Source organism: Paenibacillus herberti, assembly GCF_002233675.1.
GTDB lineage: Bacteria > Bacillota > Bacilli > Paenibacillales > Paenibacillaceae > Paenibacillus_O > Paenibacillus_O herberti.
The window spans coordinates 2,274,687-2,299,535 of the sequence record NZ_NMUQ01000001.1 but is presented as its reverse complement, the minus strand read 5'-3'; the positions used below and the strand labels follow the sequence as shown (position 1 = coordinate 2,299,535).

Here is a 24,849-nt window from a genome sequence, read left to right as displayed (position 1 = left end):
GGAGGATGCGTTCATGACGACTAATCAGAATACCGAAGAGCAGGAAACCGAGAGCACTGAACCCCCGGTTCAAGGCCAGCCTGAGATTTCCGAGGCTGAGCTCCAGCAGATGATCGCGGCATTGTACAAACACGGCGAGCTGGCGCTCCAAACTTTTTACCAAGATGAATACGAAGTGGACGGCCAGGTCGTGAGCCATCCTATGTATGGCCCGTTGTTCACGTACCGGTTGCTGGATGTCAATAAGAACCCTCATTCCGTGGGATTTTTCATGAATGAGTTAGTCCAGAATTTCCAGAAGAACGAGGATCCTGCCCTGTGGATGTCCTCATTCTTTGTCGATATTCTGCGCGGAGAGCGCAGTCGTCTCTTGCCTCCGCCACCGCAGAACGAGGAAGAGGCCAAGTACCTGTTCGACCAAATTATCGTTCCGCATTGTGCGAATTCTTGTCGCAGTGAATTCCCGGACGAGCCTGTACATGTGGACATCGACATTCACCCCGAACATGGTCCGGTTGTCGAAGCCGGCTTCCCGTCTATTACAGATGGGAACAATGTAGTGGCGATGCCGTTCCATTTCCTGCTTGCTCTGCACTTGCTCAACCGTGATACGGCAGATCCGCTTATAACGGGGCTTTACCGCATCAGAGAAGAGCATGGGATGGACGCTTAATATCTTTTCCCAAAGATCATGAAGTTGGCAAGACGGGAGAAAGCTGAGCCAGGCTCAGCTTTCTCCCGTCTTCTTTTAATTGCCATAACGGCACTCTCCAGCACATTGTTGGCAAGGCCAACGGAACTGAGCGGCGTTATTGGGGTCAAAATTGATGATTATAACGCGAAGTCCCCTCAATAGCGTCTTTGAGTTCCGTTACGTAATTCGAAATTTCACTCTTGATCCTTTACCAGGAAAATGTTCAAGCTTAAGAATTAAATGGATTGACAGACAATCGAAGCTTAACTATACTGTGATTAATATAAATACAGTTTAGAGGAGTGGACGTATGTCAACAACAGGTCAGCAGGATTCGCAATCGTTGGTAGATTTTTATGAGGTAGTTAAGGGCAGACGTTCCGTTCGTAAATACGATCCGGACTTCAAGCTGACAGAAGAGGAAATTAAAGATCTGCTGGCAGCAGCGGTGCTGGCTCCATCTGGCAGCAATATGCAGCCATGGCGCTTCATCGTAATTACGGATCAGGAGCTGAAGCAGCAACTGCTCCCGATCGCTTTTAATCAAGAGCAAGTCGTTGCTGCATCGGCAGTTATAGCTGTACTTGTAGACCTCAAGGCCTACACCGAAGCTCCGCTCATTTATGGCAAAGCTGTGGAGGCTGGCTATATGAATGAAGAAACGGCCGAAAAGCTGGTGACCAACATGAGCAACTTTGTTGGATCGCGACCTCCAGAGAGATTGCTTCAATCTGCTCTTATCGACGGAGGCCTCGTGTCTCAGCAACTGATGCTCGCCGCTCGCGCCAAAGGGCTCGATACGGTCCCTATGGGTGGTTATAATGTAGATCAATTCCGCGAGCTCATGGGCATTTCCGAACGTTACGCTAATGTAATGCTGATCGCAGTCGGCAAGGCAGCTCAGCCAGGCCATCCTACGGTGAGGCTTGATGTTGATTATGTAACTAGCTGGAACGGCTTTAACCGCTAATTGTCTTTTTGAAGTAGCCTTTCGACAGTGCCAGTAGATTGAACCGAAAACTCACCGGGTAAGTAGAGCTTAAGCAAGCCAAACTACGAGACCCAGGAGGCGGATTAATACATGGCACAAGGGAATGGTACTCATCAAGAACCGAGATCTTTAAATATTCAAGAGAAGGTCAAGGATACGCTACAACAAATGGACACCTCTAAAAAAGAGGGAATTCTCTCTAGTTTCACCGAATTCAAACACTATTTGGGCAATCGTATTGATCTGGCCAGACGGATTGGCTTGAATGACGAACAACTGGCGCAAGCTGCGGAGAAGGTGGCAGATTATCTGGCCGAGCATGAGGAGCCGCGCAATAGCGAAGAAAAACTGCTGCAGGAGCTTTGGAAAATCGGCAAGGAAGAGGAGCGCCACATGCTTGCTCATATGCTCGTTCGACTTAGCCAAGAAACTAATGAACCGGTCATCGAGCGCTCTTGAATAGATATCATTCCTTCAAAATAGAAACACCTGTCCACGAGGGCAGGTGTTTTTTGTCTTGTTACCATCTCATTGTTGCAAGCTACGCTGCTGCGAACAAACCATATAAAACACTTCGTTGAGCTGCCGCAGGGCAGAGGGAGAACCGCAAGTCACTCTCCTCCGAACAAGCTCATATACAGTGCTTCGTCGAGCTGCCGCAGACCAGCACCGGCCACTAGCTCCAGTCCATAGGCAGGAGTCGCGGGCAGGGGGAGAAGCCGTACGCCGTTAAGCGTAGCGGTTTGAGTGGTTTGAGCGGTTTGAGTGGTTTGAGTGGTTTGAGTGGTTTGAATGGTTTGTGCATAGGGCTCGGCTCCGCCGTTAAGGCTAAAATCGGGCAGAATTGCAAAACCTAGTCCTTGTGCCGCCATCGCACGCGCTGTTCCCGTATCCGGTACCGTATAACTCTCGAATAAGCGCTCTTGTCGGTGGGATGCCCAGTTCAGGCTTTGCCGGCGCAATAGTGAACCTGCCTCAGTAGCAATCCAGCCGACTCCGGCATCCATAAGTTCTTGAGCCGAGAGCGAAGAGAAGGCAGAGTGGGAAGCCGATACGCCAAGCTTAAGCTCTGCTTTCCAGAAGTGCATACCGTTGCTCAACGAAGGCTGGAGCACTTCGCGAATCAGCAGGTCCGGCTCACCTTGCTCCGTGTCGGCATGTTCGGAGCTTCTTTCCGTAAACGACAGGGCATAGCCGAAAGGTTGAAGCAATAGTCCTGCCAGCGCGGCAGCTTCTTCCCGACAAGGAACATCGAGCCGAATTCGGAGCCGCTTGACGGCGGGACCGCGAAGGTTCATTTCCTGCCGCGCTTCCTCATGCAGCTGGAGCATCTGCAGGGCGAAGCGATGTAGAATTCGGCCTGCATCAGTCAGAAGAATTCGGCCCGTTTTCGTATGAAACAGCTGCGTTTCCCATTCTTCTTCCATTTTCTTCATATGAAACGTTACGGTCGGCTGCTTTAAGCCAAGCTCCTGAGCGACAAGAGTGACCTTTTTATGTCTCTCCAGCAGGACGAGCAGCCTCCATTTAACGATTGTCATCATAAATCACTCCCTGTTTCGCAGGATATAGAATAATTATTCAATTATACGTAATAACCATAGATATTATCTATGTATATTTACATTTCCTTTTACAAACCGAACATACCGCTTTAACAACTAACCCGTACAATAAGTCTCGTAAGCCAGAACAAAACTTGGTTCTCGGAAGGGGAAACAAAAAGAGATGAAGAAGACGATGCTGGTCATGATGACGATGGTTCTTGCTTTGACGCTTGCTGCATGCGGTAGTAAAAACGGCAACGAAACAAGCGGTGGCGGAGGCGCAGAGGGCCTAAGCGGTTCCATCCTGGCAGCTGGCTCAACAGCCATGCAGCCTCTGGTTGAGCAAGTAGCCAATAAATTCATGGCCGATTCCAAATATAGCGGGATCACGGTTCAGGTTCAGGGCGGCGGTAGCGGCACCGGGCTGACTCAAGTTTCCGAAGGACAAGCTGACATCGGCAACTCCGACATTTTTGCAAATGAGAAGTTCAAAGACGGTGACGCTACTAAAGCAGAAGAGCTTGTCGACCATCAAGTTGCAGTCGTAGCAATGTCAACAGTCGTTAACAAAGACATTGCAATCGACAACCTGACTAAACAGCAACTGGTTGACATCTTCACTGGAAAAGTAACGAACTGGAAAGAAGTTGGCGGCGCAGACGCGAAAATCGTCATCGTCAACCGTCCATCCAGCTCCGGTACCCGTAAAACTTTCGAGAAATACGGTCTGGGCACGGCTTCCGAAGATCTCCCAGGTAACATTCAAGAGGATTCCTCCGGTACCGTTAAAAAGCTCGTTGGCGAAACACCTGGAGCAATCGGTTATCTGGCTCTGTCGTACCTGGACGATTCCGTTAAAAAACTGAAGCTTGACGGTGTGGAAGCAACTCCAGACAATGTCAAAGCAGGCACGTATCCGATCTGGGCTTACCAACATATGTACACGAAGGGCGAGCCGAACGAAGCGGTTAAAGCTTTCCTGGACTTCATGTTGACTGATGATATTCAAAAGACCGACGTAACGGAGCTTGGCTACATCGCTATCAATGAAATGCAAGTGACGCGCGATGAATCCGGCAAAATTGTAAAAAAATAATACCTATACCTATAGACGCAGCAGCAGGCCAAGAGGGGCTTCACCAGCCCCCCTTGGCTTTGCGCCATGCCAAGAGTATTCGGCGTAAGGAGAGAATAAGCGATGAAAGCCACTATAGAACCTTCAACTAGAAGCTCCGAGGGCGCAAACCCTGCTGCGCCGACCCCAGGAGAGGCGGTAAGCCAACCGATGAATGTTTCCTCCAATCAGTCTACAGGCGGTAAGCCTTCGGGCAATAAACCTGTTGCCCGCAAACGCAGTCGCTCCGGCAACGAGTGGTTCGGCAAAACCTATACGATGATTTGCGTTTCTGTGCTCATCATCACTATTTTTTCGATCGTTTATTTTGTTGCATCCAAAGGGTTGGCTACCTTTTTCGTTAATGGCGTCAGCCTCAAGGAGTTCCTGACCGGCGTCAAATGGGCACCGGACGGAGAACCGCAAACGTTCGGAGCGCTCCCGTTCATTACGGGATCGTTCATGACGTCCATTTTGGCCGCGTGTATTTCAGCGCCGCTCGCTTTTTGCGCCGCGATATTCATGACGGAGCTCATGCCTAAGTTCGGCAAAACGGTTATGCAGCCGGTCATCGAGCTGCTGGCGGGTATTCCGTCCGTTGTATATGGTTTTGTCGGTCTTAGTGTAATCGTTCCTTTCCTGCGTTCCGTATTCCCTGGACAAGGCCTCGGCATCGCAGCGGGAGCAATTGTGCTGTCCATCATGATCCTGCCGACGATTACGACAATAGCTACGGACGCAATGTCCAACTTGCCGCGCGGCCTCAAGGAAGGTAGCTACGCGCTAGGCGCGACGCGTTGGCAGACGATTTCACGCAGCATTTTGCCTGCGGTGCTGCCAGCGATGTTGACTGGCGTCGTGCTTGGCATCGCGCGGGCTTTCGGCGAGGCGCTCGCTGTTCAGATGGTTATCGGCAACGCGCCGCATATTCCAAACTCCCTGTTCGAGTCGGCCTCTACGCTGACGAGCGTTATTACGCTGAGCATGGGTAACACCATTATGGGCACCGTTCAAAATAACGTACTGTGGAGCTTGGCGCTCATGCTTCTGACTATGACCTTCGTCTTTATCTTTATCGTCCGCGTTCTGGAAAGGAGAAGTCTGCGATGAGATTATCCAACAAACAGGTCGACCGCATCGCGACCGGAGTCTTTTACTTCTTCGCCTTTCTGATCATTGTCATTTTGGGCGGATTGATCGGTTACATTTTGTATCGCGGTATCGGTCACATCAGCTTCGACTTCCTGACTTCCCCGCCACAAACGTTCAAAGTCGGCGGAGGCATCGGCCCGCAGCTATTCAATTCCTTGTTTTTACTCGTGCTGACGATGCTGATTACAGTACCGATCGGCATCGGCGCCGGTATCTATATGGCGGAATATTCTCGTCCCGGCAAGTTTACGGATTTCATTCGACTGGTCGTTGAGGTTCTGTCCTCGTTCCCTTCCATCGTTGTTGGCCTGTTCGGCCTGCTCGTGTTCGTGAACTACTTCGATCTTAAGTTTTCCTTGCTGGCCGGCGCATTGGCGCTCACGGTGTTCAACTTGCCGCTTATGGTGCGGATTACCGAGCAGGGCATTCGAGGCGTTCCCCGTGAGCAAAAGGAAGCGGGTCTCGCCCTTGGCTTGACCCGCTGGAAAACAATTACGAAAGTGATGCTCCCGGTCGCTCTGCCAACGATTCTGACCGGTACCATTTTGGCCGCGGGCCGCGTCTTCGGCGAAGCCGCAGCACTGCTGTTCACGGCTGGCATGAGCTCGCCGCGACTGGACTTTACCGACTGGAATCCATTCAGCCCGGTATCACCGCTTAACCCGCTCCGTCCAGCGGAAACTTTGGCCGTTCATATTTGGAAAATCAACAGCGAAGGTATTGCGCCAGATGCGGCTCAAATCGCAGCAGGTGCTTCCACGGTGCTGATCATTACAGTGTTACTGTTCAATCTGGGATCGCGCTGGTTGGGTCGCTACATGTACCGTAAGCTGACGGCATCCAAATAATCCGACAACCAGGAGGTCAATGACATGGCAATTGCAGCCCCATCTATCAGCTCCGCCGGAGCAAGCACACAACCCGGCGGCGGCGCCGCCCTGGCTGCGGAGCAGCTGAGCATATTTTACAGTGACAAAGAAGCCGTCAAAAAAGTGGACCTGAGCTTTGCTCCAAGCAGCGTAACTGCGCTGATCGGCCCTTCCGGCTGCGGTAAATCCACTTTTTTGCGAAGCCTCAATCGGATGAATGACACGATCGCAAGCGCGAGTATGAAAGGCAGCATCTGGCTTGATGGAGAAGATATCAATGCTCCAGGAACGGATGTCGTCACGCTGCGCCAGCGGATCGGTATGGTTTGGCAGAAGCCAAACCCGTTTTACAAGTCGATCTACGAGAATATCGCTTTTGGTCCTCGCTACCACGGCATCAAAAACAAGAAAGAGCTCAATGAGATTGTGGAATCCTGCTTGCGCCGCACTGCGCTCTGGGAGGAAACGAAGGATCGTCTGCATCAATCGGCGCTTGCCCTCTCCGGCGGCCAGCAGCAGCGGTTATGTATCGCTCGCGCGCTCTCCGTCCAGCCGGAAATTCTGCTGATGGATGAGCCGGCATCTGCGCTTGACCCGGTATCAACCGCGAAGATCGAGGAGCTGATCTCCGAGCTGAAGCAGGAATTCTGCATCGTTATCGTGACGCATAACATGCATCAGGCGGCACGCGTTTCGGATAAAACGGCCTTTTTCTATATGGGCAATCTGATCGAACACAACGATACAAACATCATCTTTACCAATCCGGAGAACAAGCAAACCGATGACTATATCTCGGGACGCTTCGGCTAATCACATTCAGACGCATGGGGGAGAAGGGGAAAGCAATGAAACAGATCATGGAGATTGACCGCTTGAATCTGCATTACGGTGAGTTCCACGCCCTTAAAGAGATGAAGCTTGATATTCCCGAGCGGACAATTACGGCCTTCATCGGTCCATCGGGCTGCGGTAAATCGACGTTTCTGCGTACGCTCAACCGGATGAATGATCTCGTTCCCGGTGTGCGAATCGATGGTAGCGTTAAGCTGGACGGCCAGGACATTTACGGCGCGGACACAGAAGTTGAGACGCTGCGCAAACGGGTAGGTATGGTGTTTCAGCAGCCGAATCCTTTTCCAAAGTCGATCTTCGACAACGTAGCCTATGGTCCTCGCCTGCATGGCATTCGGGATAAAGCTCGGCTGAATGAGATCGTAGAGCGCAGCCTGCGCGGCGCTTCGCTGTGGGAGGAAGTCAAGGATCTGCTCAATAAGTCGGCTCTCAGCCTGTCTGGCGGTCAACAGCAGCGCCTCTGTATCGCTCGCGCGCTTGCAGTGGAGCCGGATGTGCTGCTCATGGATGAAGCGACTTCCGCCCTTGACCCGCTCTCAACGCTTAAGATTGAAGAGCTTGTCCGCGAGCTTAAACAGGACTACACGATCGTCATGGTGACGCACAATATGCATCAGGCAGCTCGTGTGTCGGATCGAACCGTCTTTTTCCTGAACGGCGAGCTTGTGGAGGCGGATGAAACGGAGAAGCTGTTCTCCACTCCGGTTGATGCAAGAACGGAAGACTATATTACGGGACGCTTCGGTTAACCGCCGGAGGAGAGGGGAGAAGCTGCATGATTAAACGCAAGGAGCTTGACGAGGGACTGGATCAGCTGAATAAGATGCTCCAGGAGATGGGTGACCATGTGGAGTCGGCCCTAGCCAAATCCATGCATGCCCTAATGACGGTGGACGCTAAGGAAGCAGCCGAGATTATCAAACAAGACCCTGAGCTCAACCGTCTTGAGGAAAAAATAACAGAGCTTGGTTCTAAGCTGATCGCTACGCAACAGCCGGTGGCAAAGGATTTACGCCGAATCTTGGTCGCGTTTCGCATCTCCGGCGATCTGGAGCGCATGGGCGATCTGTCCGTCGACATCGCCAAAGTAGTTATGCGCCTAGAAGGCCAGACGCTTATCAAGCCACTAATCGATCTGCCGCGGATGTCCGAAATCGTGCAGACGATGATTTTTGAATCGATTCAATCTTATGTGCAGGAAAACGTCGACCTGGCCTACAAAATGGCCAAGGATGACGATGAGGTTGACGCGCTTTATTCGGGAATTATCCGCGAGCTATTCTCGCTCATGGTCGGCGACCCGAAAACGATCAACCAATCGATGCTGCTCAGCTTCGTTGGCCGTTATATCGAGCGGATTGCCGATCACGCTACGAACATCGGCGAGAGTGTCGCCTATCTCGTTACGGGCAAACGCCCGGATTTGAACGCTTAATGAATGGTGATTGCCCGCTGTGAGGGATACGGCGGGCTTTTTTGTGCTGTTTTGACAGCCGAACAATCCGCACGCAGTGACCGAAACGCCCCTTAAAACTAACTGGATTTTGAGCGAAACCGGAACGATGATGCTGTAACGGACCTGAGAAGCGCTATATGGCCGGAAATGATGAAATTGTCTGAGAAGCGTTATTCCCAGATAATATCGACTTTTTCAGGCCCCCAGGGTCAAATAAGCTCTCTCAGATCCGTTAGCGCAGAAAAGAGTCCATTTTGCTGAAATAAGGCTTCTCAGTTCCGTTACAGTAGGCGTACAGCTTGCAAAGGCAACGACTAGTTAGTGCAACGGGGAAGATTTTCTGGAGCTCAAAAAGAAAATCTTCCCATTTTTATTTTAGCGTTTATAATAGGAATATATGTTCGTAAAGGGGCGGCGGAGCTTGAGAGTAACAGGTGAGCAGGACATCATTGAATTGGTAGAACAGGACGAGTGGATGATGGACATATTGCGGACGGCTCAGTCGCTGGAGTTGCCCGATTGGATGGTATGTGCAGGGTTTGTACGGTCGAAGATTTGGGATGTTTTGCATGGATATACGGTAAGAACTCCTTTGGGTGATGTTGATGTCGTTTATTTTGATCCCGGCAATGTGGACGAGTCGGTGGAAAAGGAATTGGAAAACCGTCTTCTCCGAATGAGGCCGGGCATACCATGGTCAGTAAAAAACGAGGCTCGCATGCATCTTAAAAATAACTTTCCGCCATACATCTCCACTGTAGATGCGATTTCTAAATTCCCTGAATCGGCAACGGCGCTCGGACTTGCTTTAAATGACCGGGATCAAGTTGTTTTGGCCGCTCCTTGCGGACTCGAAGCGGTACTGAACATGGAATTGACTCCAACTCCTTATTTCCGTGAAGTGGAGGAGAGAATGGACATTTTTGATAGGCGCATCAGGCAAAAAAACTGGAAAAACACTTGGCCGAAAGTTAAGGTTGTGCGGTAGATTAAAATAGGACAAGCAGACAAAGGTCGAGAATGGCAAAGGAGGTTTTCATGCGTACAGATTATTCGAACTGGACACCTATAACGGTAGCGGAGGTGCGTGATTTATTTGACCCGATTCCTGTGTGGTGGGCGATCGCAGGAGGCTGGGCGCTGGACCTTCATATCGGTCATCAGACGAGGAAACATAGCGATACGGATATCGTCTTTTTTCGGGATGAGCAGGAAGCCGTATTTGATCGTCTGTCTCAGGACTGGCTCATCTATAAGGCGGAAAGTGGCAAGCTGAGTGTCAGAGAACCGGGAGAATATTTGGCAACGACAAAAGATATTTGGGTTTGTAAAGATGAAAATTCGCCGTGGGCGTTCCAACTCATGATTATAGACCGGGAACAGGACGAATGGGTTTATAGGCGAGAGCGTTCCATTCGTCGCAATTGGACCGATATCCGAGCCTTCACAACCGAAGGCACTCCTTATTTAAAGCCAGAGCTACAGCTCCTCTATAAAGGCGGAAGCACCGAAATTAGAGAAAAGGATCAGTTGGACTTTGAACGTATCCTGCCGCATCTGATAGGAGAGGAAAGGCAATGGCTCAGCTTTTCTCTGCAAACACAATTTCCCCAAGGACATCCTTGGACGGAAGTTATTAAATCATATCGTTCAAGATAGCTACGTGAAAAAATAGCCCGGCCAAAGGCTGCAACCGGTAAAGCCCCCGAGCTCAAAAGCATTCCTATGTTCCGTCTTTGGCGCAGCGCAACGGACCCATTATTCCGATCTTCTAGCGGCCGTCCCTTCCTTCTGGATAAGATAATTCCTCAATTCCCCGGGATAGTCGGTAATAATACCGCTAACTCCAAGCTCCAGCAGCCGCTGCCATTGCTCAGGCCTATTGGCGGTGTAAGGATATACCGCGAGTCCGCTTGTGACCGCATCGGACGTATCCCTCGCTCCAATCAACTCATGAAAAGGATGCAGCGAATAGACCTCAACGTTCAGTCCAGCGGCGTAGCCCGCGTGATCAATAAGATCAGCCGCATAGAGCAGGCCGATGCGCAGCTTCGGCTCAGCCTGCTTCAATCGCACGAGCAGCTTGTGGTCGAAGGAAGAAACGATGGTACGCTCCAAGCGGCCGTCCTCGCGTAAGAAGCCCAACAAAACAGGGTCGAGCGCGCTTCCGGCTGCATCCTTGACCTCTACATTTATTTCCATGGAATCCGGCAACGCTTCGTATACTTCTTCCAATAAAGGAATTCGCTCACCAGAAAAGTCGGAAGAGAACCAGTTGCCTGCGTCGGCATTACGGATGGCGTATTCTGTTAGGTCGCGAATTGCGCCTGTTTGGTCAGATGTCCGGTCCAGCGTTTCATCATGGCATACGATGAGCTTACCATCAGCCGACAGATGAACGTCCAACTCAACCATATCCGCTCCTTGATCTGCTGCGAGGCGGAAGCTAGCAAGCGTGTTCTCAGGCGCTTCTCCAGCAGCTCCCCTGTGGCCAATGACTCGTGTTTGTTGAGCATTTCTCAAGCTGTTCACCTTCCCCAATTTAGTAGGCGAAATTCCACCATTTACCTCTTTTAATTAGTATAGACGAGACGACATTCCAAATGCTGTCCAAGTGGCGCAAAAGGCTCATGTTCGCGGAAAAATAAACAAAAATAAAATTCTATTGACAATGATAATCGTTATCACTATTATTGGTGATGCGAATGATATTGATTCTCATTATTAATAAGCGCAGGGGGTAATTTTTCTATGTTCCGCAGTAAAAAATGGATTCTTTCGGCTGCAGCCGCAGCTTTGCTTGTCACTTCTGGTGCAGGGACGCTAGCTTCTTCAAAGGTCAATGCAGCATCCGCATCGATCAAAGTAACGCTCGACGGAAAATCACTAGCTCTCGATGCATCGCCGATTATGGTCAGCGGTCGCACACTCGTTCCATACAGTTCCATCATTAAATCGCTGGGAGGTACTGCTTCCTGGAGCAGCGCGACCAAGTCGGTTTTTGCGACGAGCGGTAGTGTCAAAGTTAAGCTGACGGTTGGATCAAAAACGGCTTACATAAACAACAAAGCAACTACGCTGGATGCAGCTCCAGTTATTCAAAACGGTAAAACCTTCGTACCGCTCCGATTGTTGACGGAAGCTTTCGGTAAGTGGGTTAACTGGTCTGGCGCTAGCCGCACAGTTGCAATTAACAGCAAGCTGACGCTGAAAACGAGCACAGGCTCTTTTACACTGAATAAACGTCCACAACGCATCGTAACTCTTTCCTCCTCTGATACGGAAATGATCTATGCACTTGGTGGCACGGTAGTCGGCCGTCCAACGGCAATGGGTAAAGTTAACCCGCCTGCAGCGGCATCCGCTGTTGAAGTTGGCAGCACGCATGGCGTTCTGTTCGAGAAGTTGGCATCGGTTAAACCGGATCTGATTATTGCTGGACCATCGCTGATGAGCCAAAAAGCTACGATGGAAAAGCTCGGCGCTCAAGTTCTGTTTAACTCCCATAATACCTATAACGATATCAAGTCTTCTGCCCGACTGTACGGCAAACTGCTGGGTAACGAGAGCAAAGCAGAGCAACTGATTGCTACTATGGACCGCACGGTAAGCAGCTTGAAAAAGCCTGCTAAGAAGCCAAAAACGCTCATCGTATACGGAGCTCCTGGCAGCTTTGTCGTAGCACTCCCAACCAGCTATCCTGGTAACTTCTTGGAGCTTGCTGGCGGCCAAAACGTAGCGGCAAAATTCCCGAAAATGGACAAAATGCCACAGTACTCGGAGCTCAGCATGGAGCGGATCGTTGCTTCTAATCCTGACCTGATTCTGCTGATTACCCACGGTGATGCAGCTGAAGTAAAGGCATCGTTCAAGAAAGAATTTGAGAACAATCCAGTTTGGAAAAACCTGAACGCAGTTAAGGATGACAGCTTCGAAGTGCTTCCGTCGGAACTGTTTGCAGCTAACCCAGGCATTCGCGCTCCTGAAGCGATCAAAACGATCAACAAGCTTCTTCTGCAGGTGAAATAATATGGCGGCTGTTCTGTCGCCGGCCGAGCTGAAGCGGTCGCGGCGGCCGGCAGCGGCACGTAATCTGATCGTGCTCGGAACGACAGCCGGACTGCTGCTGGCAAGCGTATTGTTCGGCCTCGCACTGGGATCCATTCGGATTCCAGTAAGCGAGGTTTGGAACGCTTTGCTGCACCGAACCGACACGGAAGCGTGGCAGATTGTCTGGAATCTGCGATTGCCGCGTGTGTTGACCGGGCTTATGGTCGGTTGTTGTCTCGGATTGTCCGGAGCATTGCTACAAGGTGTGTTCCGTAATCCGCTGTCCGATCCCGGCATTATTGGCGTCTCGGCTGGTGGGGGCGTTGCCGCTGTGACGATCATGATCCTGTTCCCCGTGCAGATCGCGCTGCTTCCTGCCGCTGCATTCCTCGGCGCACTAGTAGCAAGCGCAGTCATCTATCTGCTAGCCTGGAAAGGTGGAGCGTCTCCGATTCGACTGATTTTGGCCGGGGTGGCGGTCAATTCGCTGCTCGGAGCCGCGATGTCTGCATTGATGATTTTGAATAGTGAAAAGGTTCAGTCCGTACTGCCTTGGATGAGTGGCAGCTTGAACGGCAGAAGCTGGCCGCATGCGGACACGCTGCTGCCTTATACGCTGGCAGGACTGCTTGCCGCGTTGCTGCTTATCAAACCGGCTAACTTACTTGCACTCGGTGATGATGCTGCTAAGCTACTCGGGGTGCGCGTTGAGATGTATCGTCTGATCATCGTCGCGGTCGCTGCTTTCTTAGCAGGCTCGGCGATTAGCCAGGCCGGTATGGTCGGGTTTGTCGGACTAGTCGTGCCGCATATTGCTCGCCTTCTGGTCGGAGCTGACTACCGCATCCTGATGCCGGTATCGGCACTCGGCGGGGCTGCACTGGTCACTTTTGCTGACACAGCCGCTCGTACGCTGTTTGATCCAATTGAATTCCCGGTTGGCATTCTGCTCGCGCTGTTCGGGGCGCCAATCTTCCTCTATCTGCTTCGGAAGGGGGCCAAGCAATGAGCCGAATTTCAGGAGAGACGCTGAAGCTAAGCTACGGGGATCACCCCGTTGTGCATGGAATTGATCTGAGCGTGAATCCCGGAGAGTGGGTAGGTATTATCGGGCCGAATGGATCTGGTAAATCAACGGTGCTTCGCATGCTGGCCCGTCTGGTCAAGCCGCATGGCGGCAAGGCGCTGTTGGATGGAGCCGATCTTGCGACAATTCCGCCTAAAGAAGCGGCAAGGCGCATCGCGATGCTGGCGCAGACTCAAGAGTCCCTGCTAGAGGTGACCGTGCGCGAGCTCATTCGTAAGGGACGCCATCCCCATTTAAAATGGTACCAGGACGGCACTGCAGAAGCTCATGAACGCATCGTAGACTGGGCGATTTCCGCTGCTTCGCTTGAAGAACTTCAGCATCGCCAGCTGCCCGCGCTGTCGGGTGGGGAAAGGCAGCGGGCATGGCTCGCCATGGCTATTGCCCAGACACCGTCTGTGCTGTTGCTGGATGAGCCGGCCACTTACCTGGACATTGCTCATCAGCTTGAGTTGATGGAACTGGTGCGGGGGCTCAATCGTGATGAAGGTATTACCGTTGTAACGGTACTCCATGATTTGAACCAAGCCGCGCGTTATTGCGACCGACTCATAGCCGTCAAGGATGGAAAGGTTGCCGCGCAGGGCAGGCCGCTTGAGCTGTTTACAGCTTCTTTTTTCCGGGAAGTGTTCGGCGTGGAGGGGACGATCCGTATCGTAGACGGTATCCCAAGCTTTCAGGCGGAGCGCTCCGTTTCACTCAAACAGTTGCATAAGGAACAGCCCAACCTGCAGGAAATAATGAGTTAATTGGAGGATAATTAGATGTCAGAGAAAGCATTAAATCCGGAGTTAGTCAGAGCATTTGTAGGAGCTGCACATAGCGACCTCGATCGGGTACAGGAGTTATTGAAGGAAGAGCCTGGGCTGCTTCATGCAGCGATGAACTGGGGCGGCGGCGACTGGGAAACGGCAGCGGGAGCTGCTGCTCATACCGGACGCAAGGATATTTTGAACTGGCTGCTGGAGCAAGGCGCGCGGCTTGATCTGTTCGGAGCAGCGATGCTCGGCGAGCTAGAATTGGTACGATCGGTGCTTGAGCGCCATCCGTCCCAGCTGCACGCAAAAGGTCCACATGGCATTACGCTGCAGCAGCATGCGCTGATGGGCGGTCCTGAAGCGGCTCATGTTGCAGCTTATATTAAAGACCTTTTAAATGAAGGAAAGCCTGCAGAATCGGAAGATCCAGTGCTTATCGAGAATCGCATTCTTGTTAAAGCGGGATATGCAGAAGCGGTGTTAGAGCGCTTCGCAAAGCCGAAAAATGTACATACCTTCGAAGGTTTCATCCGCATGGATGTGCTCCATGGCAAGCTGTCGGATACCGAAGAGGAGATTCGTGTATGCACGACTTGGCGCTCCAAGGCTGACTTTGAAGCTTGGGCATCCAGCGATTCCTTCCGAGGTGCGCATGCTCGCCGTCCAGAATCAACTGAAGCACCGTCGGAGCAGTCCCGTTCTGAGAACAAACCTGCTGCACACGGAGAACAAGCATCTTCGAAAAACAGCGCTGGTGCTTCGACCCCTGCGGCAGGCGGCCACGGACATGGCTCCGCGCATGGACGTCCAGCGGGCGGAGAAGGTGCCGGACCGGTCATCGGCAACAACGTGACGATCTACCGGGTAGCAGCTTCCCATTTGCCGGAAACGGCAGCGGCAGAGCATGCTTAATTAATAGCGGCCGACAGTGTAATAAGGCCGTAGTAAAGGATAGAGTTTTCAGATGGATATCTGAGACTCTATCCTTTTCTTTTTTCTATATAGGCGAGAGGGGCACTAGAATGCTGATAATTTAGCGGACAGATGGCCCCCATCCGTTCAGCTCCAGGCCGAGTGCTCGCCTAGCGCTGGTGATGCAAGATGGCGCGCCTATCGCTAACGGAACCTAGAAGCGTTATTCATGGCAGATGGGCTCGTTTTCTGAGCTAACGGAATTGAGAGAGCTTATTTGACCCCTGAGGCCTGAAAAGTCGATACTACCTGGGAATAACGCTTCTCAGTTCCGTTACAATCTCCATTCCATCATTTCCGGTCAAATAGCGCTTCTCAGATCCGTTAGGGTCTCCGAGTCTCTTCCTGCGCTAGAAATTCAGTTAGTGGAGAGGGAAGTTACGGCTGGTGGGCGACCATCAGCCTCTTTTGATATTCTACCGTGATGATTGCAAGAGTCCCGTTCTCCTTCTTTTGAATACTATGTTTATAGAAGGGCAATTAAGTCATTTGAAAGGAGGAAATCACCATGAAAGCAGTCGGTGTTATTTTAGTTCTATTTATACTGTTGGTTATTGTTACCAAAACCTTTTCTTTCGGCCAACTGGAGGATGACCCATCCTCTATTCTAGTTACTCGTCTATTCGACGTGGTTAACAACAGCAGCTCCACTCTTGTTGTCAGAAGTATCACTGGACGCGCACCGGAACCTACCCCATCCAGAACTCTGAATCCATTTGATGGACTAAACCAATACCGCATGCAAGCTCCGTCTTCAGGAGGAAATTCGACTTACAGAGGTACAGTCACTTATGATGTGCTCAGAGCAGACGGCACTAACGCCGGGTACTTCCGATTCACGCTTCGCATATTTAAAGGAGGAAACGGTGGTATCTCAGAATCATTTACAGACATCTCAACGGATACAGCGCTAAGTTGGAGTGTATATAGCGAAGTTGCGTACAAACGTTTGACGATTAGCTGACAAATACTTGAGCAGATACGCAAAGAGGCAACCCAACGTGTTAGTGGGATGCCTCTTTTTTCTTTGTTCAATCATCGAATGTTAATCCAAACTGATTAATACCGCTTAAACCGGTCATTGGGATCGCTCCGAATGATCAAATAAATGATAAGTCCAAGCACTGGGAAAAATAGCAATGCGATCAGGACGAGCAGAGCAAATTCGTTGCTGTAACCTCGGCTCTTGGCATCTCGATAGCCCCAAACGCAAATGACGATTTGAATTACGATCAGAAATAACATGAAAAAGAGCACGCCGAATCCGAAAATTGAAGCACCTGACATAAAAATCCTCCAGTAGTGGGTTTATCCCAGTATTTACTATTCATACGAGTATTTGACCGCTAAGGTTTCAGATGTTTACCAATCAATATGGTATGATAAGAACAACCATGTAGAGAACGAGGTGCCCACCAATGGACAAAATGGACAAGTGGATATTGATTGATGGCAACAGCATCGCTTACCGGGCTTTTTTCGCCATGCCACCGTTGACGAACGCGGCCGGATTACATACGAATGCCGTATTCGGTTTCACGACGATGCTGCTTAAAGTGCTGGAAGAACAGAAACCGACCCATGTGCTGGTTGCTTTTGACGCTGGAAAGGTGACGTTCCGCACGGAGAGCTTCGCTGAATACAAGGGCACCAGGGACAAAACGCCATCCGAGCTGTCAGAGCAATTCCCGCTCATTAAAGAAGTCGTAAAAGGATTCGGCATCCGCCAGTTTGAGCTTGCTGGTTATGAGGCGGACGATATCATCGGTACGCTAACGCGTCTTGCGGACGAGCAGGGTGTGGAAACAGTCGTCGTGAGCGGCGACAAAGATATGCTCCAGTTAGCCTCCGATAAGGTGACAATTGCTTTGACGCGCAAAGGAGTCAGTGAAACAGAGCTGTACGATCCCGCTGCCGTCCATGAACGTTATGGGCTTGAGCCGTTGCAAATCATCGACCTGAAAGGTCTGATGGGTGATACTTCCGATAACATTCCGGGTATTCCCGGTGTTGGCGAGAAAACGGCGCTTAAGCTGCTGCATGAATTCGGCACCGTAGAGCAAGTGCTGGAGCGCTCGAACGAGCTCAAGGGCAAGCTGAAGGAGCGGGTCGAGGAAAATAAAGATTCGGCGCTGATGAGCAAAAAGCTGGCAACGATTTTCCGCGAGGTGCCGTTGGCAGAGGAGACCGGTAATTTTGCCTATGGTGGTTATGAGCCTGCTGAACTGGCAGAGGTGTTCGTTAAGCTTGAATTCAAATCGCTGATTGAGCGGCTGAACCTGTCGGCAGCTGGCGTTGTTAGCTCCGAGCCGCAAAAGGAGCTGACTTTGCTGCCGGTAGAAATCGGCGATACAGCAGCTCGAGAGGCATTAGAGGTCGCGCTGCGGCAGCCCGGAGCTTTTTATCTCGAAGCCATTGGCGACAATCCGCATCACGCTCATTTGATCGGAGCTGCTTACGCTGCTGAAGAAGGCGTGTATGCGATGGATGCAGATTGGCTACAGAGCCCTGACGCCGAAGGCTTCAAGGCTTGGCTTGGCGATTCCCAAGCGCCGAAGATCGGCTGCGATTTGCATCGGGCGGAGCTCGCTTTAATAAGCCTTGGCATTCACTTGCAGGGCGTGGAGTTTGACATCGTACTGGCTGCTTATATATTGGATCCAACGGCGACAGATCAGACGATTAGCGGTATCGCCGCGCGCATCGGATTGCCCTCCGTGCCAACGGATGAGTCCGTTTATGGCAAAGGTGCGAAGTTCAAAGTACCGGGTAAAGAAGCGTTGTACGCGCATCTGGCCTCCAAGGCGGACGCTGTGCGTGGAGCTGCCCCGCTGCAACGTCAGCAGTTGGAAGAGCAAGGCATGAATCATCTCTACTATGAGCTTGAGCAGCCGCTGTCCGGCGTGCTTGCCGACATGGAGCGGCAGGGGATTTCCGTTGATGCGGAGTCGATCCGTCAGCTTGGTGCGGAGCTTGAAATCAGAATCAAGGCGGATATGGCAGAGATTTACCGCCACGCCGGGCAGGAGTTCAACATTAATTCGCCTAAGCAGTTGGGCGAGATTCTTTTTGACAAGCTTGGCTTGCCCGTTATGAAAAAAACAAAAACCGGCTTCTCCACCGACGCCGACGTGCTCGAAAAGCTGGAGCCTTATCATGAGATCATTCCACTCATCCTGCATTTCCGTCAGCTGCATAAGCTGCAGTCGACTTATGTAGAAGGATTGCTCAAGGAAATCCGCCAGGACAGCGGTAAAATCCATACGTATTACCGTCAGACGATCGCGGCGACCGGCAGGCTGAGCAGTCAGTTCCCGAACTTGCAGAACATCCCGATCCGTCTGGAGGAGGGCCGCAAGATCCGTAAGGCATTTGTGCCATCAGAGCCGGGTTGGTTCATTCTGGCGGCTGACTATTCGCAGATTGAGCTGCGTGTACTGGCGCATATTTCTGGGGATGAGGGACTGACTGAGGCGTTCACGGAAGATATCGATGTCCATACAAAAACAGCCATGGATGTGTTCGGCGTGCCACAATCGGCGGTTGACTCTAATATGAGGCGTTCCGCCAAGGCGGTTAACTTCGGTATTGTGTACGGAATCAGCGACTTTGGCCTTTCGCAAAACCTGAATATTACGCGTAAGGAAGCGGCGCGTTTTATCGATCAGTATTTCGAAGCGTTCAAGGGCGTGCGTAAGTATATGGACGACATTGTTTTGCAGGCGCGTCAGGACGGTTATGTGACTACGCTGCTGGAGCGTCGCCGGTATTTGCCGGAGATTGGGGCGTCAAACTTCAACTTACGCTCTTTTGCGGAGCGCACGGCGATGAACACGCCGATTCAAGGTACAGCAGCAGACATAATTAAGCTGGCGATGGTCAAAATGCAAACGAGACTGAAAGCCGAAGGACTGCGCTCCCGTATGCTTCTGCAAGTACATGATGAGCTCGTTTTTGAGGTTCATCCTGATGAGCTGGAGACGATGAAACGTCTCGTGCCCGAGGTGATGGAGAGTGCGCTGGAGCTGAACGTGCCGCTCAAAACCGATGTGAGTTACGGCGCCAACTGGTATGAGGCGAAGTAAAGGCAGAGGCCAAAGCGTGGTAAGGACCGCGACCGAGCTCACTATCATTGCTCCGAGCCATATGCCAACGGGTAATCATTCATCGAGTGTAATCAAGGCCGTCCCTCCGGGCAATCGGAGTGGGCGGCTTTTTAGCTTAGCGAGCTTTTGGAGATTGTTTTAAAAGTCCGTTACTACTTAGGTACCTCTAAATTTAGCTAGGACGTACTATTCGGACGACCAGATCCCGTTAGATAGGCCTGAGTCGTAACACCAAGTCAATCTCGTATTGATGTGGGCATGCCGTGCTGATATTTTGGATATTGTACGATAAATCGTACAAAAAAAGTTGCTTTGCCCACGAAAGACGAGTTCAAACCCTATTCCATTCAAATCGAGAGGAGAAGCACGCCCCGATGATCCTGCACAGCGCAGGATTATTCGGACGTTTTTCATTTACCTATATAGGTACCTAAGTAGTTTCAGAAGGACAGCATATGCAGCATGCAGAATGGCCTATTCTCCGGTATAATAGACACCTAGAGAAAGGTGTGATCCAGTTATGCCGGAATTGCCGGAGGTAGAAACGGTAACCCGTACATTGAATATCATCGCTGCAGGCAAAACAATTCAGTCCGTTAAGGTCAGCCTGCCCCGAATTATCCAAAAACCAAGTGAGCCAGAGGTTTTCGCCGCTGCGCTTACCGGACATACAATTGAAAAAGTAGAACGTCGCGGCAAATTCATCCGTTTTGTACTGGACGGACTTGTCATGGTATCTCATTTGAGGATGGAAGGTCGTTACGGTCTATTTGCCGCTGATGATCCGGTCGAAAAGCATACACATGTGCGCTTCCGCTTTACAGATGGAACGGAGTTGCGCTACAAGGATGTACGCCAATTCGGCACGATGCATCTTTTCGAGTCTGGCGAAGAATTCAGGCAACCGCCATTGGTAAAGCTAGGCCTGGAGCCGCTTGAGGATGAATTCACCTTGGAAGCGCTGCGCAGTCGACTGGCAAGCCGTACGAGCAAGATTAAGCCGCTGTTATTGAATCAGGAATACATCGTGGGGCTTGGCAATATTTATGTGGATGAGGCGCTGCATAGTGCTGGCATTCATCCGGAGACGACGGCCGACCGTCTGAAGCCAGAGCAGTGGCGTAAGCTGCATCTTTCGATTCGCGCAACGCTGGAGCGCGCAGTGGAGGCAGGCGGCTCCTCGATCAAATCTTATGTCAATGGACAGGGAGATCCGGGCTCGTTTCAGCATCAGCTGCTCGTGTACGGTCGGAAGAATGAGCCTTGTCCTTCCTGCGGTGATCCCATCATCAAAACGGTAGTCGGAGGGCGAGGCACGCATTACTGCGGTGCTTGTCAGCCACTGCCGAAAGCTCGGCGCAGCGCGGCTTCCGCCCCTTTGCGATAGGCATTGACGGCAGCTTACAGGCTTGAGTCAAGGCTCTGCTGCCTGCCGCTGATAGGAACAGACGCCTAGCCCCTGCATATGATGGAGCAAAGTCATACGCAGGGAGGACCACCCTAAGATGCTTGCTCATTTGTATCCGCTGCTGTTACTGTCCTTTGCCGTCAGTGTGGACGGATTCGGTGTCGGAGTTACGTATGGATTAAGGCGGATTCGCATTCCGCTGTTATCCGTGCTTATCATATCGGGATGCTCGGGCGTTGTAATTTTGCTGAGTATGAACCTGGGAGCTTGGCTGACCGAATTCGTATCACCGGAGGGCGCTAAGCTGATTGGGGCGCTGATCCTGATCTGCATTGGCAGCTATTCGCTGCTTCAGCAGGCTCGCGGTAGCGGAACTTCCGACATTTCAATAGCTACGGAAGCTTCGGATACTGCGGCAGAGAATCAGACACAGCCCAAGGAAGACCCAGGAATGATGGCACATGAGCATCTGGATGGGATCAGAACGAAGTCAGTCGACAGTGGAGCGGCCAGTAGCGGTACGTTTACTAGCGGTGCTGCAGGAGGGGCTGGCAGTGGGGCTGCTATCGGCATAACTGCCGAAGCGGACCATGCGGTTCCATCCATTGCGGTGCTGACGCTGGAGATCAAGAAGCTGGGGCTCGTTATCCAGATTTTGCGAACGCCACAAGCAGCCGATGTCGACAGCTCCGGCAGCATCAGCTCTGGAGAGGCGCTTTTACTTGGTGCAGCGTTGTCGCTGGATGCTTTTGGAGCCGGCCTTGGCGCGGCGATGGTCGGTCTTGAGCCATGGCTGACCGCGATCAGCATCATGTTTGCGAGCGGTCTTTTCCTACTCGCTGGTATGCGCTTCGGCTTCCGGTTTTCCGGGGTAAGGCGGATGAAGCTGCTGGGCGTTTTGCCTGGAATGCTGCTGCTTTTTATTGGATTTGGTAAGTTATGGTGATAACCCCAAATATCCCTCCCTCGCGGAGGGATATTGGAATTTGAATTGCAGTAGAAGCTGGAGGTGATGATACGAATGAGAATCGGATTGACGGGCGGTATTGCCAGCGGCAAAAGCACCGTCTCCCGCTTGCTTCGGGAGCGGGGAGTGTTCGTGTCGGATGCCGATGAGGCTGCTCGAGCGGTCGTGCTGCCAGGTGAACCGGCGCTTGCCGAAGTTGTAGACGTCTTTGGAGCAGAGGTGCTCCTTTCGGATGGGAAGCTGGATCGAGCTGCTCTAGGGCGTATCGTATTTGGCCAGCCGGACAAGCTCCGCCAATTGGAGGCGATCCTGCATCCAGCGATTCGGCGGCATATGAAGGAAGAGATGGATCGAGCAGAGCAGGAGCGGCCAGGCGGACTTGTTGCTGCAGATATTCCACTACTGTATGAAACCGGGCAAGATGATGCCTACGATGGTGTTATGGTCGTATACGTGCCTGCTGAAATTCAGCTGGATCGCCTCATCAAGAGGAATGGCATGGACCGGGAAGAGGCGCTTCGCCGGATCGGTTTGCAGATGGACTTGGAGGAGAAGAAACTCCGAGCAGACTGGGTCATCGACAACAGTGGCAGCGAGGAAGAAACGCGCGTCCAGGTTGACTCATTTCTGGCAGATCGGGGCCGTTTATGAGCTGGGGATGGCTCGCCCGCAAGAGGGTGCTGCTGATTGTATTAGCTGGTTTTATCGCACTCCTTTTCCTCAAGTCGGATTGGCTGGGGCGAATGATGTATCCTATTTCCTACATGGACAGCATTGAGGCGGAGTCGGTTCAGCAAAAGGTGGATCCGTACTTAATCGCGGCAATTATCCGGGTAGAGTCCAACTTTAAGCCGGATAAAGTGTCCCGGCGAGGCGCCGGAGGGGTTATGCAGCTGATGCCTGATACGGCAGGCTGGATCATCGAGATGGCTAAGTTCAACAAAATGACGCGGGATAGCGTCATGGCTAGCCCAGAGGAGAGCATCAAGGCCGGGTCCTGGTACGTCCACTCGTTGGACAGTCAGTTCAAGGGTAATTCGGTCGCTGTTGTGGCGGCTTACAATGCCGGTCCCGGCAAGGTCGGACAATGGATTAAGAGCGGCGTTTGGGACGGAACAATCGAGAAGCTTAATCAGGTGCCTTACGGAGAGACCCGACATTATGTGCAGAGGGTCAATTATTATTACAAAAAGTACAAAAGCCTTTATCCCGAATGGTCTAGTTATGTATAATGGAGGTTATAAAAGATAAAAGGCCCGAAGGTCATCCGCTTCGGGATGATCTCCGGACCCTGGTCATACAAGAATTTTGCCTAACGGCTAGATTCCTGTACTACCTTTGCATACGTACACCGTCTTATCGGACGGTATAACCGTATGACTTGAATGAGGTCAATTATTTGTATTGACCTGCAAGGGATTGCTCGCCGATAGTTACCAGACGTTTTGTGATGTAACCACCGAGGGAGCCAGCGTCATAAGTCGTGAAGTTGCCATAGTAGCCGTCTTGTGGGATGGCGATACCGAGTTCTTGAGCAACTTCAAACTTCATTTGGTCCAGGGCTGCATGGGAACCCGTTACAACCAGCTTGTTGCTGTTGTTGTTCTGTGCCATTGTTGTTTCACCTCCTCGCGGTTGGTAAAAGTATTATGTGCCGAAATGCCAGGTTCATACGCCCGAAAAAGATAAATTTGTGCAGATACCCGCCAGCCCTTAAGGGGAGCGGATTTGTAGGAATAGTTCATGAGTTTGGAAAGGAGGGAACATGGATGAAATGCCCTTATTGTGAGCATAACGGGACCAAAGTTCTTGATTCTCGCCCCGCCAATGGGGACAAGTCGATCCGCAGGCGCCGTGAATGTGAGCGTTGCAGCCGCCGTTTTACGACTTTCGAGATGATCGAGGAAACTCCGCTTATCGTTATTAAGAAGGATGGCAGCCGGGAGGAGTTTAACCGGGACAAGATTCTTCGTGGTCTTATTCGGGCCTGTGAGAAGCGTCCTGTGCCGGTAGAACGGCTGGAGGAGATCGTCTCTGAGGTGGAGAAGGAGCTCCGCACAACCGCTCAGGCGGAAGTGGAGAGCCGCAACATCGGAGAGCTTGTCATGCAGCAGTTATATCCCGTGGATGAGGTCGCCTATGTGCGCTTCGCATCGGTGTACAGGCAGTTCAAGGACATCGACATGTTTATGAAGGAACTGTCGAATCTGTTGTCCAAAAATCCGGAGGATAAATAAAGTTGGAATGTTAAAAAAGCACCCGCTGTGGGTGCTTTTTGCTGTGATTTTTGTAAAAAATTCTCCGTGGCTCATTTTGATTTATTCAAATAAAGCTAAATGATTTCGCAAAAGCATCAAGGTCATCAATGATAAACAAATCACTACTATGTTTTCATGGCCACACAGCATACAATACCGTAGTTTTATTCATAGCTCTTTGATAGGCCTCCAAAACCTTGGGTCTATCTGACTTATTTTTATGATGAACTTGCGATACAGCACCCGTTTTATCTACCTCAAAATAACAAACTGTACTTAAGCCATATGGGAAATTATCAGTTTCTTTAGCCCTTTTCATTCATAACACCCCTTTGGAGATATATTACCATAAAAACCCAAATTGGCAATGGTAAGATTGGACTCAAGACAAATCAGTACTTTGGAGATACTACTTAGGTCCCTCTAAATTTAGCTGAGGGGCCTTTAAATTTTCAAAAATTTCCGTGAGAAATGTTGAACTTCTTCTTAACAAGGAATACAACGGAGGAGATCTCATGAAACTAGCCCGGGAGCAAGCGATGAGGCTTAGCAAGAATGAGCTCGT

At 51.2% G+C, this 24,849-nt stretch carries 27 protein-coding genes and 1 pseudogene; 23 read left to right on the top strand and 5 right to left on the bottom strand.

Features of this window, described 5'->3' with window-relative positions; all coding sequences use genetic code 11:
- Positions 1–13: 13 nt before the first annotated feature.
- The 3 genes from CGZ75_RS10585 (at position 14) to CGZ75_RS10575 (ending at position 2,144) form a co-directional block, all read left to right on the top strand.
- Positions 14–673: a hypothetical protein gene (locus CGZ75_RS10585; RefSeq protein ID WP_089524127.1), complete on the top strand. Its 660-nt coding sequence runs from the start codon at positions 14–16 to the stop codon at positions 671–673.
- A 331-nt stretch (positions 674–1,004) separates the two neighbouring features.
- Complete coding sequence (locus CGZ75_RS10580; RefSeq protein ID WP_089524126.1) at positions 1,005–1,664, top strand: nitroreductase family protein; 660 nt, start codon at positions 1,005–1,007, stop codon at positions 1,662–1,664.
- Positions 1,665–1,775: 111 nt separating this feature from the next.
- The gene (locus CGZ75_RS10575) at positions 1,776–2,144 is read left to right on the top strand and encodes a DUF3243 domain-containing protein (protein ID WP_089524125.1); all 369 of its coding nucleotides are present in this window, start codon (positions 1,776–1,778) and stop codon (positions 2,142–2,144) included.
- A gap of 152 nt (positions 2,145–2,296) precedes the next feature.
- On the opposite strand, the gene CGZ75_RS10570 is transcribed toward CGZ75_RS10575, so the two are convergent.
- The gene (locus CGZ75_RS10570) at positions 2,297–3,229 is read right to left on the bottom strand and encodes a LysR family transcriptional regulator (protein ID WP_089524124.1); all 933 of its coding nucleotides are present in this window, start codon (positions 3,227–3,229) and stop codon (positions 2,297–2,299) included.
- Positions 3,230–3,413: 184 nt separating this feature from the next.
- Here CGZ75_RS10570 and CGZ75_RS10565 point away from each other — a divergent pair, with 184 nt between their 5' ends.
- From CGZ75_RS10565 to CGZ75_RS10530, 8 genes are all read left to right on the top strand, one after another.
- Positions 3,414–4,328 (top strand): phosphate ABC transporter substrate-binding protein PstS family protein, encoded by a 915-nt coding sequence (locus CGZ75_RS10565; protein WP_089524123.1) that lies wholly within the window; start codon positions 3,414–3,416, stop codon positions 4,326–4,328.
- A 102-nt stretch (positions 4,329–4,430) separates the two neighbouring features.
- Positions 4,431–5,456 carry a phosphate ABC transporter permease subunit PstC gene (pstC, locus tag CGZ75_RS10560; RefSeq protein WP_245850772.1) on the top strand — a complete coding sequence of 342 codons (1,026 nt, stop codon included), beginning with the start codon at positions 4,431–4,433 and terminating at the stop codon, positions 5,454–5,456.
- The gene (gene pstA / locus CGZ75_RS10555) at positions 5,453–6,346 is read left to right on the top strand and encodes a phosphate ABC transporter permease PstA (RefSeq protein WP_089524122.1); all 894 of its coding nucleotides are present in this window, start codon (positions 5,453–5,455) and stop codon (positions 6,344–6,346) included. The genes pstC and pstA overlap by 4 nt, the downstream gene beginning before the upstream one ends.
- 24 nt (positions 6,347–6,370) lie before the next feature.
- Positions 6,371–7,180, top strand: coding sequence for a phosphate ABC transporter ATP-binding protein PstB (gene pstB / locus CGZ75_RS10550; protein ID WP_089524121.1), 810 nt, complete (start codon positions 6,371–6,373; stop codon positions 7,178–7,180).
- A 35-nt stretch (positions 7,181–7,215) separates the two neighbouring features.
- The gene (pstB, locus tag CGZ75_RS10545; protein ID WP_089524120.1) at positions 7,216–7,971 is read left to right on the top strand and encodes a phosphate ABC transporter ATP-binding protein PstB; all 756 of its coding nucleotides are present in this window, start codon (positions 7,216–7,218) and stop codon (positions 7,969–7,971) included.
- 26 nt (positions 7,972–7,997) lie between these two features.
- The gene (gene phoU / locus CGZ75_RS10540; RefSeq protein ID WP_089524119.1) at positions 7,998–8,657 is read left to right on the top strand and encodes a phosphate signaling complex protein PhoU; all 660 of its coding nucleotides are present in this window, start codon (positions 7,998–8,000) and stop codon (positions 8,655–8,657) included.
- Positions 8,658–9,099: 442 nt separating this feature from the next.
- Positions 9,100–9,666: a nucleotidyltransferase family protein gene (locus CGZ75_RS10535; protein ID WP_176444760.1), complete on the top strand. Its 567-nt coding sequence runs from the start codon at positions 9,100–9,102 to the stop codon at positions 9,664–9,666.
- 50 nt (positions 9,667–9,716) lie between these two features.
- Positions 9,717–10,337: a nucleotidyltransferase domain-containing protein gene (locus CGZ75_RS10530; RefSeq protein WP_089524117.1), complete on the top strand. Its 621-nt coding sequence runs from the start codon at positions 9,717–9,719 to the stop codon at positions 10,335–10,337.
- A 99-nt stretch (positions 10,338–10,436) separates the two neighbouring features.
- Here the strand turns inward: CGZ75_RS10530 and CGZ75_RS10525 are convergent, their stop codons facing one another.
- Positions 10,437–11,210: a glycerophosphodiester phosphodiesterase gene (locus CGZ75_RS10525; protein WP_425436467.1), complete on the bottom strand. Its 774-nt coding sequence runs from the start codon at positions 11,208–11,210 to the stop codon at positions 10,437–10,439.
- A 219-nt stretch (positions 11,211–11,429) separates the two neighbouring features.
- Between CGZ75_RS10525 and CGZ75_RS10520 the strand changes: the two genes are divergently transcribed.
- From CGZ75_RS10520 to CGZ75_RS10500, 6 genes and pseudogenes are all read left to right on the top strand, one after another.
- On the top strand, positions 11,430–12,707 hold the full coding sequence (locus CGZ75_RS10520; RefSeq protein WP_089524115.1) for an ABC transporter substrate-binding protein: 1,278 nt from the start codon (positions 11,430–11,432) through the stop codon (positions 12,705–12,707).
- Position 12,708: 1 nt separating this feature from the next.
- A complete protein-coding gene (locus tag CGZ75_RS10515) occupies positions 12,709–13,737 on the top strand; it encodes a FecCD family ABC transporter permease (protein ID WP_089524114.1) in 1,029 nt (342 codons plus the stop codon).
- Positions 13,734–14,564, top strand: a complete 831-nt coding sequence (locus CGZ75_RS10510; protein WP_089524113.1) for an ABC transporter ATP-binding protein — start codon at positions 13,734–13,736, stop codon at positions 14,562–14,564. Before CGZ75_RS10515 ends, CGZ75_RS10510 begins: the two co-directional genes overlap by 4 nt.
- A 15-nt stretch (positions 14,565–14,579) precedes the next feature.
- Positions 14,580–14,957 (top strand): annotated as a pseudogene (locus CGZ75_RS25190) (ankyrin repeat domain-containing protein); the annotation flags it as partial.
- 45 nt (positions 14,958–15,002) lie between these two features.
- Positions 15,003–15,485, top strand: a complete 483-nt coding sequence (locus CGZ75_RS10505) for an antibiotic biosynthesis monooxygenase (protein ID WP_425436482.1) — start codon at positions 15,003–15,005, stop codon at positions 15,483–15,485.
- Positions 15,486–16,053: 568 nt separating this feature from the next.
- On the top strand, positions 16,054–16,509 hold the full coding sequence (locus tag CGZ75_RS10500) for a hypothetical protein (RefSeq protein ID WP_089524112.1): 456 nt from the start codon (positions 16,054–16,056) through the stop codon (positions 16,507–16,509).
- Between the two features lie 95 nt (positions 16,510–16,604).
- On the opposite strand, the gene CGZ75_RS10495 is transcribed toward CGZ75_RS10500, so the two are convergent.
- A complete protein-coding gene (locus CGZ75_RS10495; protein WP_089524111.1) occupies positions 16,605–16,832 on the bottom strand; it encodes a hypothetical protein in 228 nt (75 codons plus the stop codon).
- 140 nt (positions 16,833–16,972) lie between these two features.
- On the opposite strand from CGZ75_RS10495, the gene polA reads away from it, so the two are divergent.
- From polA to CGZ75_RS10470, 5 genes are all read left to right on the top strand, one after another.
- Complete coding sequence (gene polA / locus CGZ75_RS10490; protein WP_089524653.1) at positions 16,973–19,630, top strand: DNA polymerase I; 2,658 nt, start codon at positions 16,973–16,975, stop codon at positions 19,628–19,630.
- 541 nt (positions 19,631–20,171) lie between these two features.
- A complete protein-coding gene (mutM, locus tag CGZ75_RS10485; protein WP_089524110.1) occupies positions 20,172–21,038 on the top strand; it encodes a DNA-formamidopyrimidine glycosylase in 867 nt (288 codons plus the stop codon).
- Positions 21,039–21,156: 118 nt separating this feature from the next.
- Complete coding sequence (locus CGZ75_RS10480) at positions 21,157–22,005, top strand: manganese efflux pump (protein ID WP_089524109.1); 849 nt, start codon at positions 21,157–21,159, stop codon at positions 22,003–22,005.
- Positions 22,006–22,080: 75 nt separating this feature from the next.
- A complete protein-coding gene (gene coaE, locus CGZ75_RS10475; RefSeq protein WP_089524108.1) occupies positions 22,081–22,677 on the top strand; it encodes a dephospho-CoA kinase in 597 nt (198 codons plus the stop codon).
- Complete coding sequence (locus tag CGZ75_RS10470; protein WP_089524107.1) at positions 22,674–23,258, top strand: lytic transglycosylase domain-containing protein; 585 nt, start codon at positions 22,674–22,676, stop codon at positions 23,256–23,258. Before coaE ends, CGZ75_RS10470 begins: the two co-directional genes overlap by 4 nt.
- Before the next feature lie 163 nt (positions 23,259–23,421).
- On the opposite strand, the gene CGZ75_RS10465 is transcribed toward CGZ75_RS10470, so the two are convergent.
- The gene (locus CGZ75_RS10465; RefSeq protein ID WP_089524106.1) at positions 23,422–23,640 is read right to left on the bottom strand and encodes an alpha/beta-type small acid-soluble spore protein; all 219 of its coding nucleotides are present in this window, start codon (positions 23,638–23,640) and stop codon (positions 23,422–23,424) included.
- Between the two features lie 155 nt (positions 23,641–23,795).
- Here CGZ75_RS10465 and nrdR point away from each other — a divergent pair, with 155 nt between their 5' ends.
- Positions 23,796–24,263, top strand: coding sequence for a transcriptional regulator NrdR (gene nrdR, locus CGZ75_RS10460; protein ID WP_089524105.1), 468 nt, complete (start codon positions 23,796–23,798; stop codon positions 24,261–24,263).
- A 154-nt stretch (positions 24,264–24,417) separates the two neighbouring features.
- On the opposite strand, the gene CGZ75_RS24510 is transcribed toward nrdR, so the two are convergent.
- On the bottom strand, positions 24,418–24,603 hold the full coding sequence (locus CGZ75_RS24510) for a hypothetical protein (protein ID WP_141136714.1): 186 nt from the start codon (positions 24,601–24,603) through the stop codon (positions 24,418–24,420).
- Positions 24,604–24,849 lie beyond the last annotated feature (246 nt).

Excerpts from the sequence above, each read along its gene's own strand:
- CGZ75_RS10585 (WP_089524127.1), top strand. The coding sequence starts at position 14 with ATGACGACTAATCAGAATACCGAAGAGCAGGAAACCGAGAGCACTGAA.
- CGZ75_RS10580 (WP_089524126.1), top strand. The coding sequence starts at position 1,005 with ATGTCAACAACAGGTCAGCAGGATTCGCAATCGTTGGTAGATTTTTAT.
- CGZ75_RS10575 (WP_089524125.1), top strand. The coding sequence starts at position 1,776 with ATGGCACAAGGGAATGGTACTCATCAAGAACCGAGATCTTTAAATATT.
- CGZ75_RS10570 (WP_089524124.1), bottom strand. The coding sequence starts at position 3,229 with ATGATGACAATCGTTAAATGGAGGCTGCTCGTCCTGCTGGAGAGACAT.
- CGZ75_RS10565 (WP_089524123.1), top strand. The coding sequence starts at position 3,414 with ATGAAGAAGACGATGCTGGTCATGATGACGATGGTTCTTGCTTTGACG.
- pstC (WP_245850772.1), top strand. The coding sequence starts at position 4,431 with ATGAAAGCCACTATAGAACCTTCAACTAGAAGCTCCGAGGGCGCAAAC.
- pstA (WP_089524122.1), top strand. The coding sequence starts at position 5,453 with ATGAGATTATCCAACAAACAGGTCGACCGCATCGCGACCGGAGTCTTT.
- pstB (WP_089524121.1), top strand. The coding sequence starts at position 6,371 with ATGGCAATTGCAGCCCCATCTATCAGCTCCGCCGGAGCAAGCACACAA.
- pstB (WP_089524120.1), top strand. The coding sequence starts at position 7,216 with ATGAAACAGATCATGGAGATTGACCGCTTGAATCTGCATTACGGTGAG.
- phoU (WP_089524119.1), top strand. The coding sequence starts at position 7,998 with ATGATTAAACGCAAGGAGCTTGACGAGGGACTGGATCAGCTGAATAAG.
- CGZ75_RS10530 (WP_089524117.1), top strand. The coding sequence starts at position 9,717 with ATGCGTACAGATTATTCGAACTGGACACCTATAACGGTAGCGGAGGTG.
- CGZ75_RS10520 (WP_089524115.1), top strand. The coding sequence starts at position 11,430 with ATGTTCCGCAGTAAAAAATGGATTCTTTCGGCTGCAGCCGCAGCTTTG.
- CGZ75_RS10515 (WP_089524114.1), top strand. The coding sequence starts at position 12,709 with ATGGCGGCTGTTCTGTCGCCGGCCGAGCTGAAGCGGTCGCGGCGGCCG.
- CGZ75_RS10510 (WP_089524113.1), top strand. The coding sequence starts at position 13,734 with ATGAGCCGAATTTCAGGAGAGACGCTGAAGCTAAGCTACGGGGATCAC.
- CGZ75_RS10500 (WP_089524112.1), top strand. The coding sequence starts at position 16,054 with ATGAAAGCAGTCGGTGTTATTTTAGTTCTATTTATACTGTTGGTTATT.
- CGZ75_RS10495 (WP_089524111.1), bottom strand. The coding sequence starts at position 16,832 with ATGTCAGGTGCTTCAATTTTCGGATTCGGCGTGCTCTTTTTCATGTTA.
- polA (WP_089524653.1), top strand. The coding sequence starts at position 16,973 with ATGGACAAGTGGATATTGATTGATGGCAACAGCATCGCTTACCGGGCT.
- mutM (WP_089524110.1), top strand. The coding sequence starts at position 20,172 with ATGCCGGAATTGCCGGAGGTAGAAACGGTAACCCGTACATTGAATATC.
- CGZ75_RS10480 (WP_089524109.1), top strand. The coding sequence starts at position 21,157 with ATGCTTGCTCATTTGTATCCGCTGCTGTTACTGTCCTTTGCCGTCAGT.
- coaE (WP_089524108.1), top strand. The coding sequence starts at position 22,081 with ATGAGAATCGGATTGACGGGCGGTATTGCCAGCGGCAAAAGCACCGTC.
- CGZ75_RS10470 (WP_089524107.1), top strand. The coding sequence starts at position 22,674 with ATGAGCTGGGGATGGCTCGCCCGCAAGAGGGTGCTGCTGATTGTATTA.
- CGZ75_RS10465 (WP_089524106.1), bottom strand. The coding sequence starts at position 23,640 with ATGGCACAGAACAACAACAGCAACAAGCTGGTTGTAACGGGTTCCCAT.
- nrdR (WP_089524105.1), top strand. The coding sequence starts at position 23,796 with ATGAAATGCCCTTATTGTGAGCATAACGGGACCAAAGTTCTTGATTCT.
- CGZ75_RS24510 (WP_141136714.1), bottom strand. The coding sequence starts at position 24,603 with ATGAAAAGGGCTAAAGAAACTGATAATTTCCCATATGGCTTAAGTACA.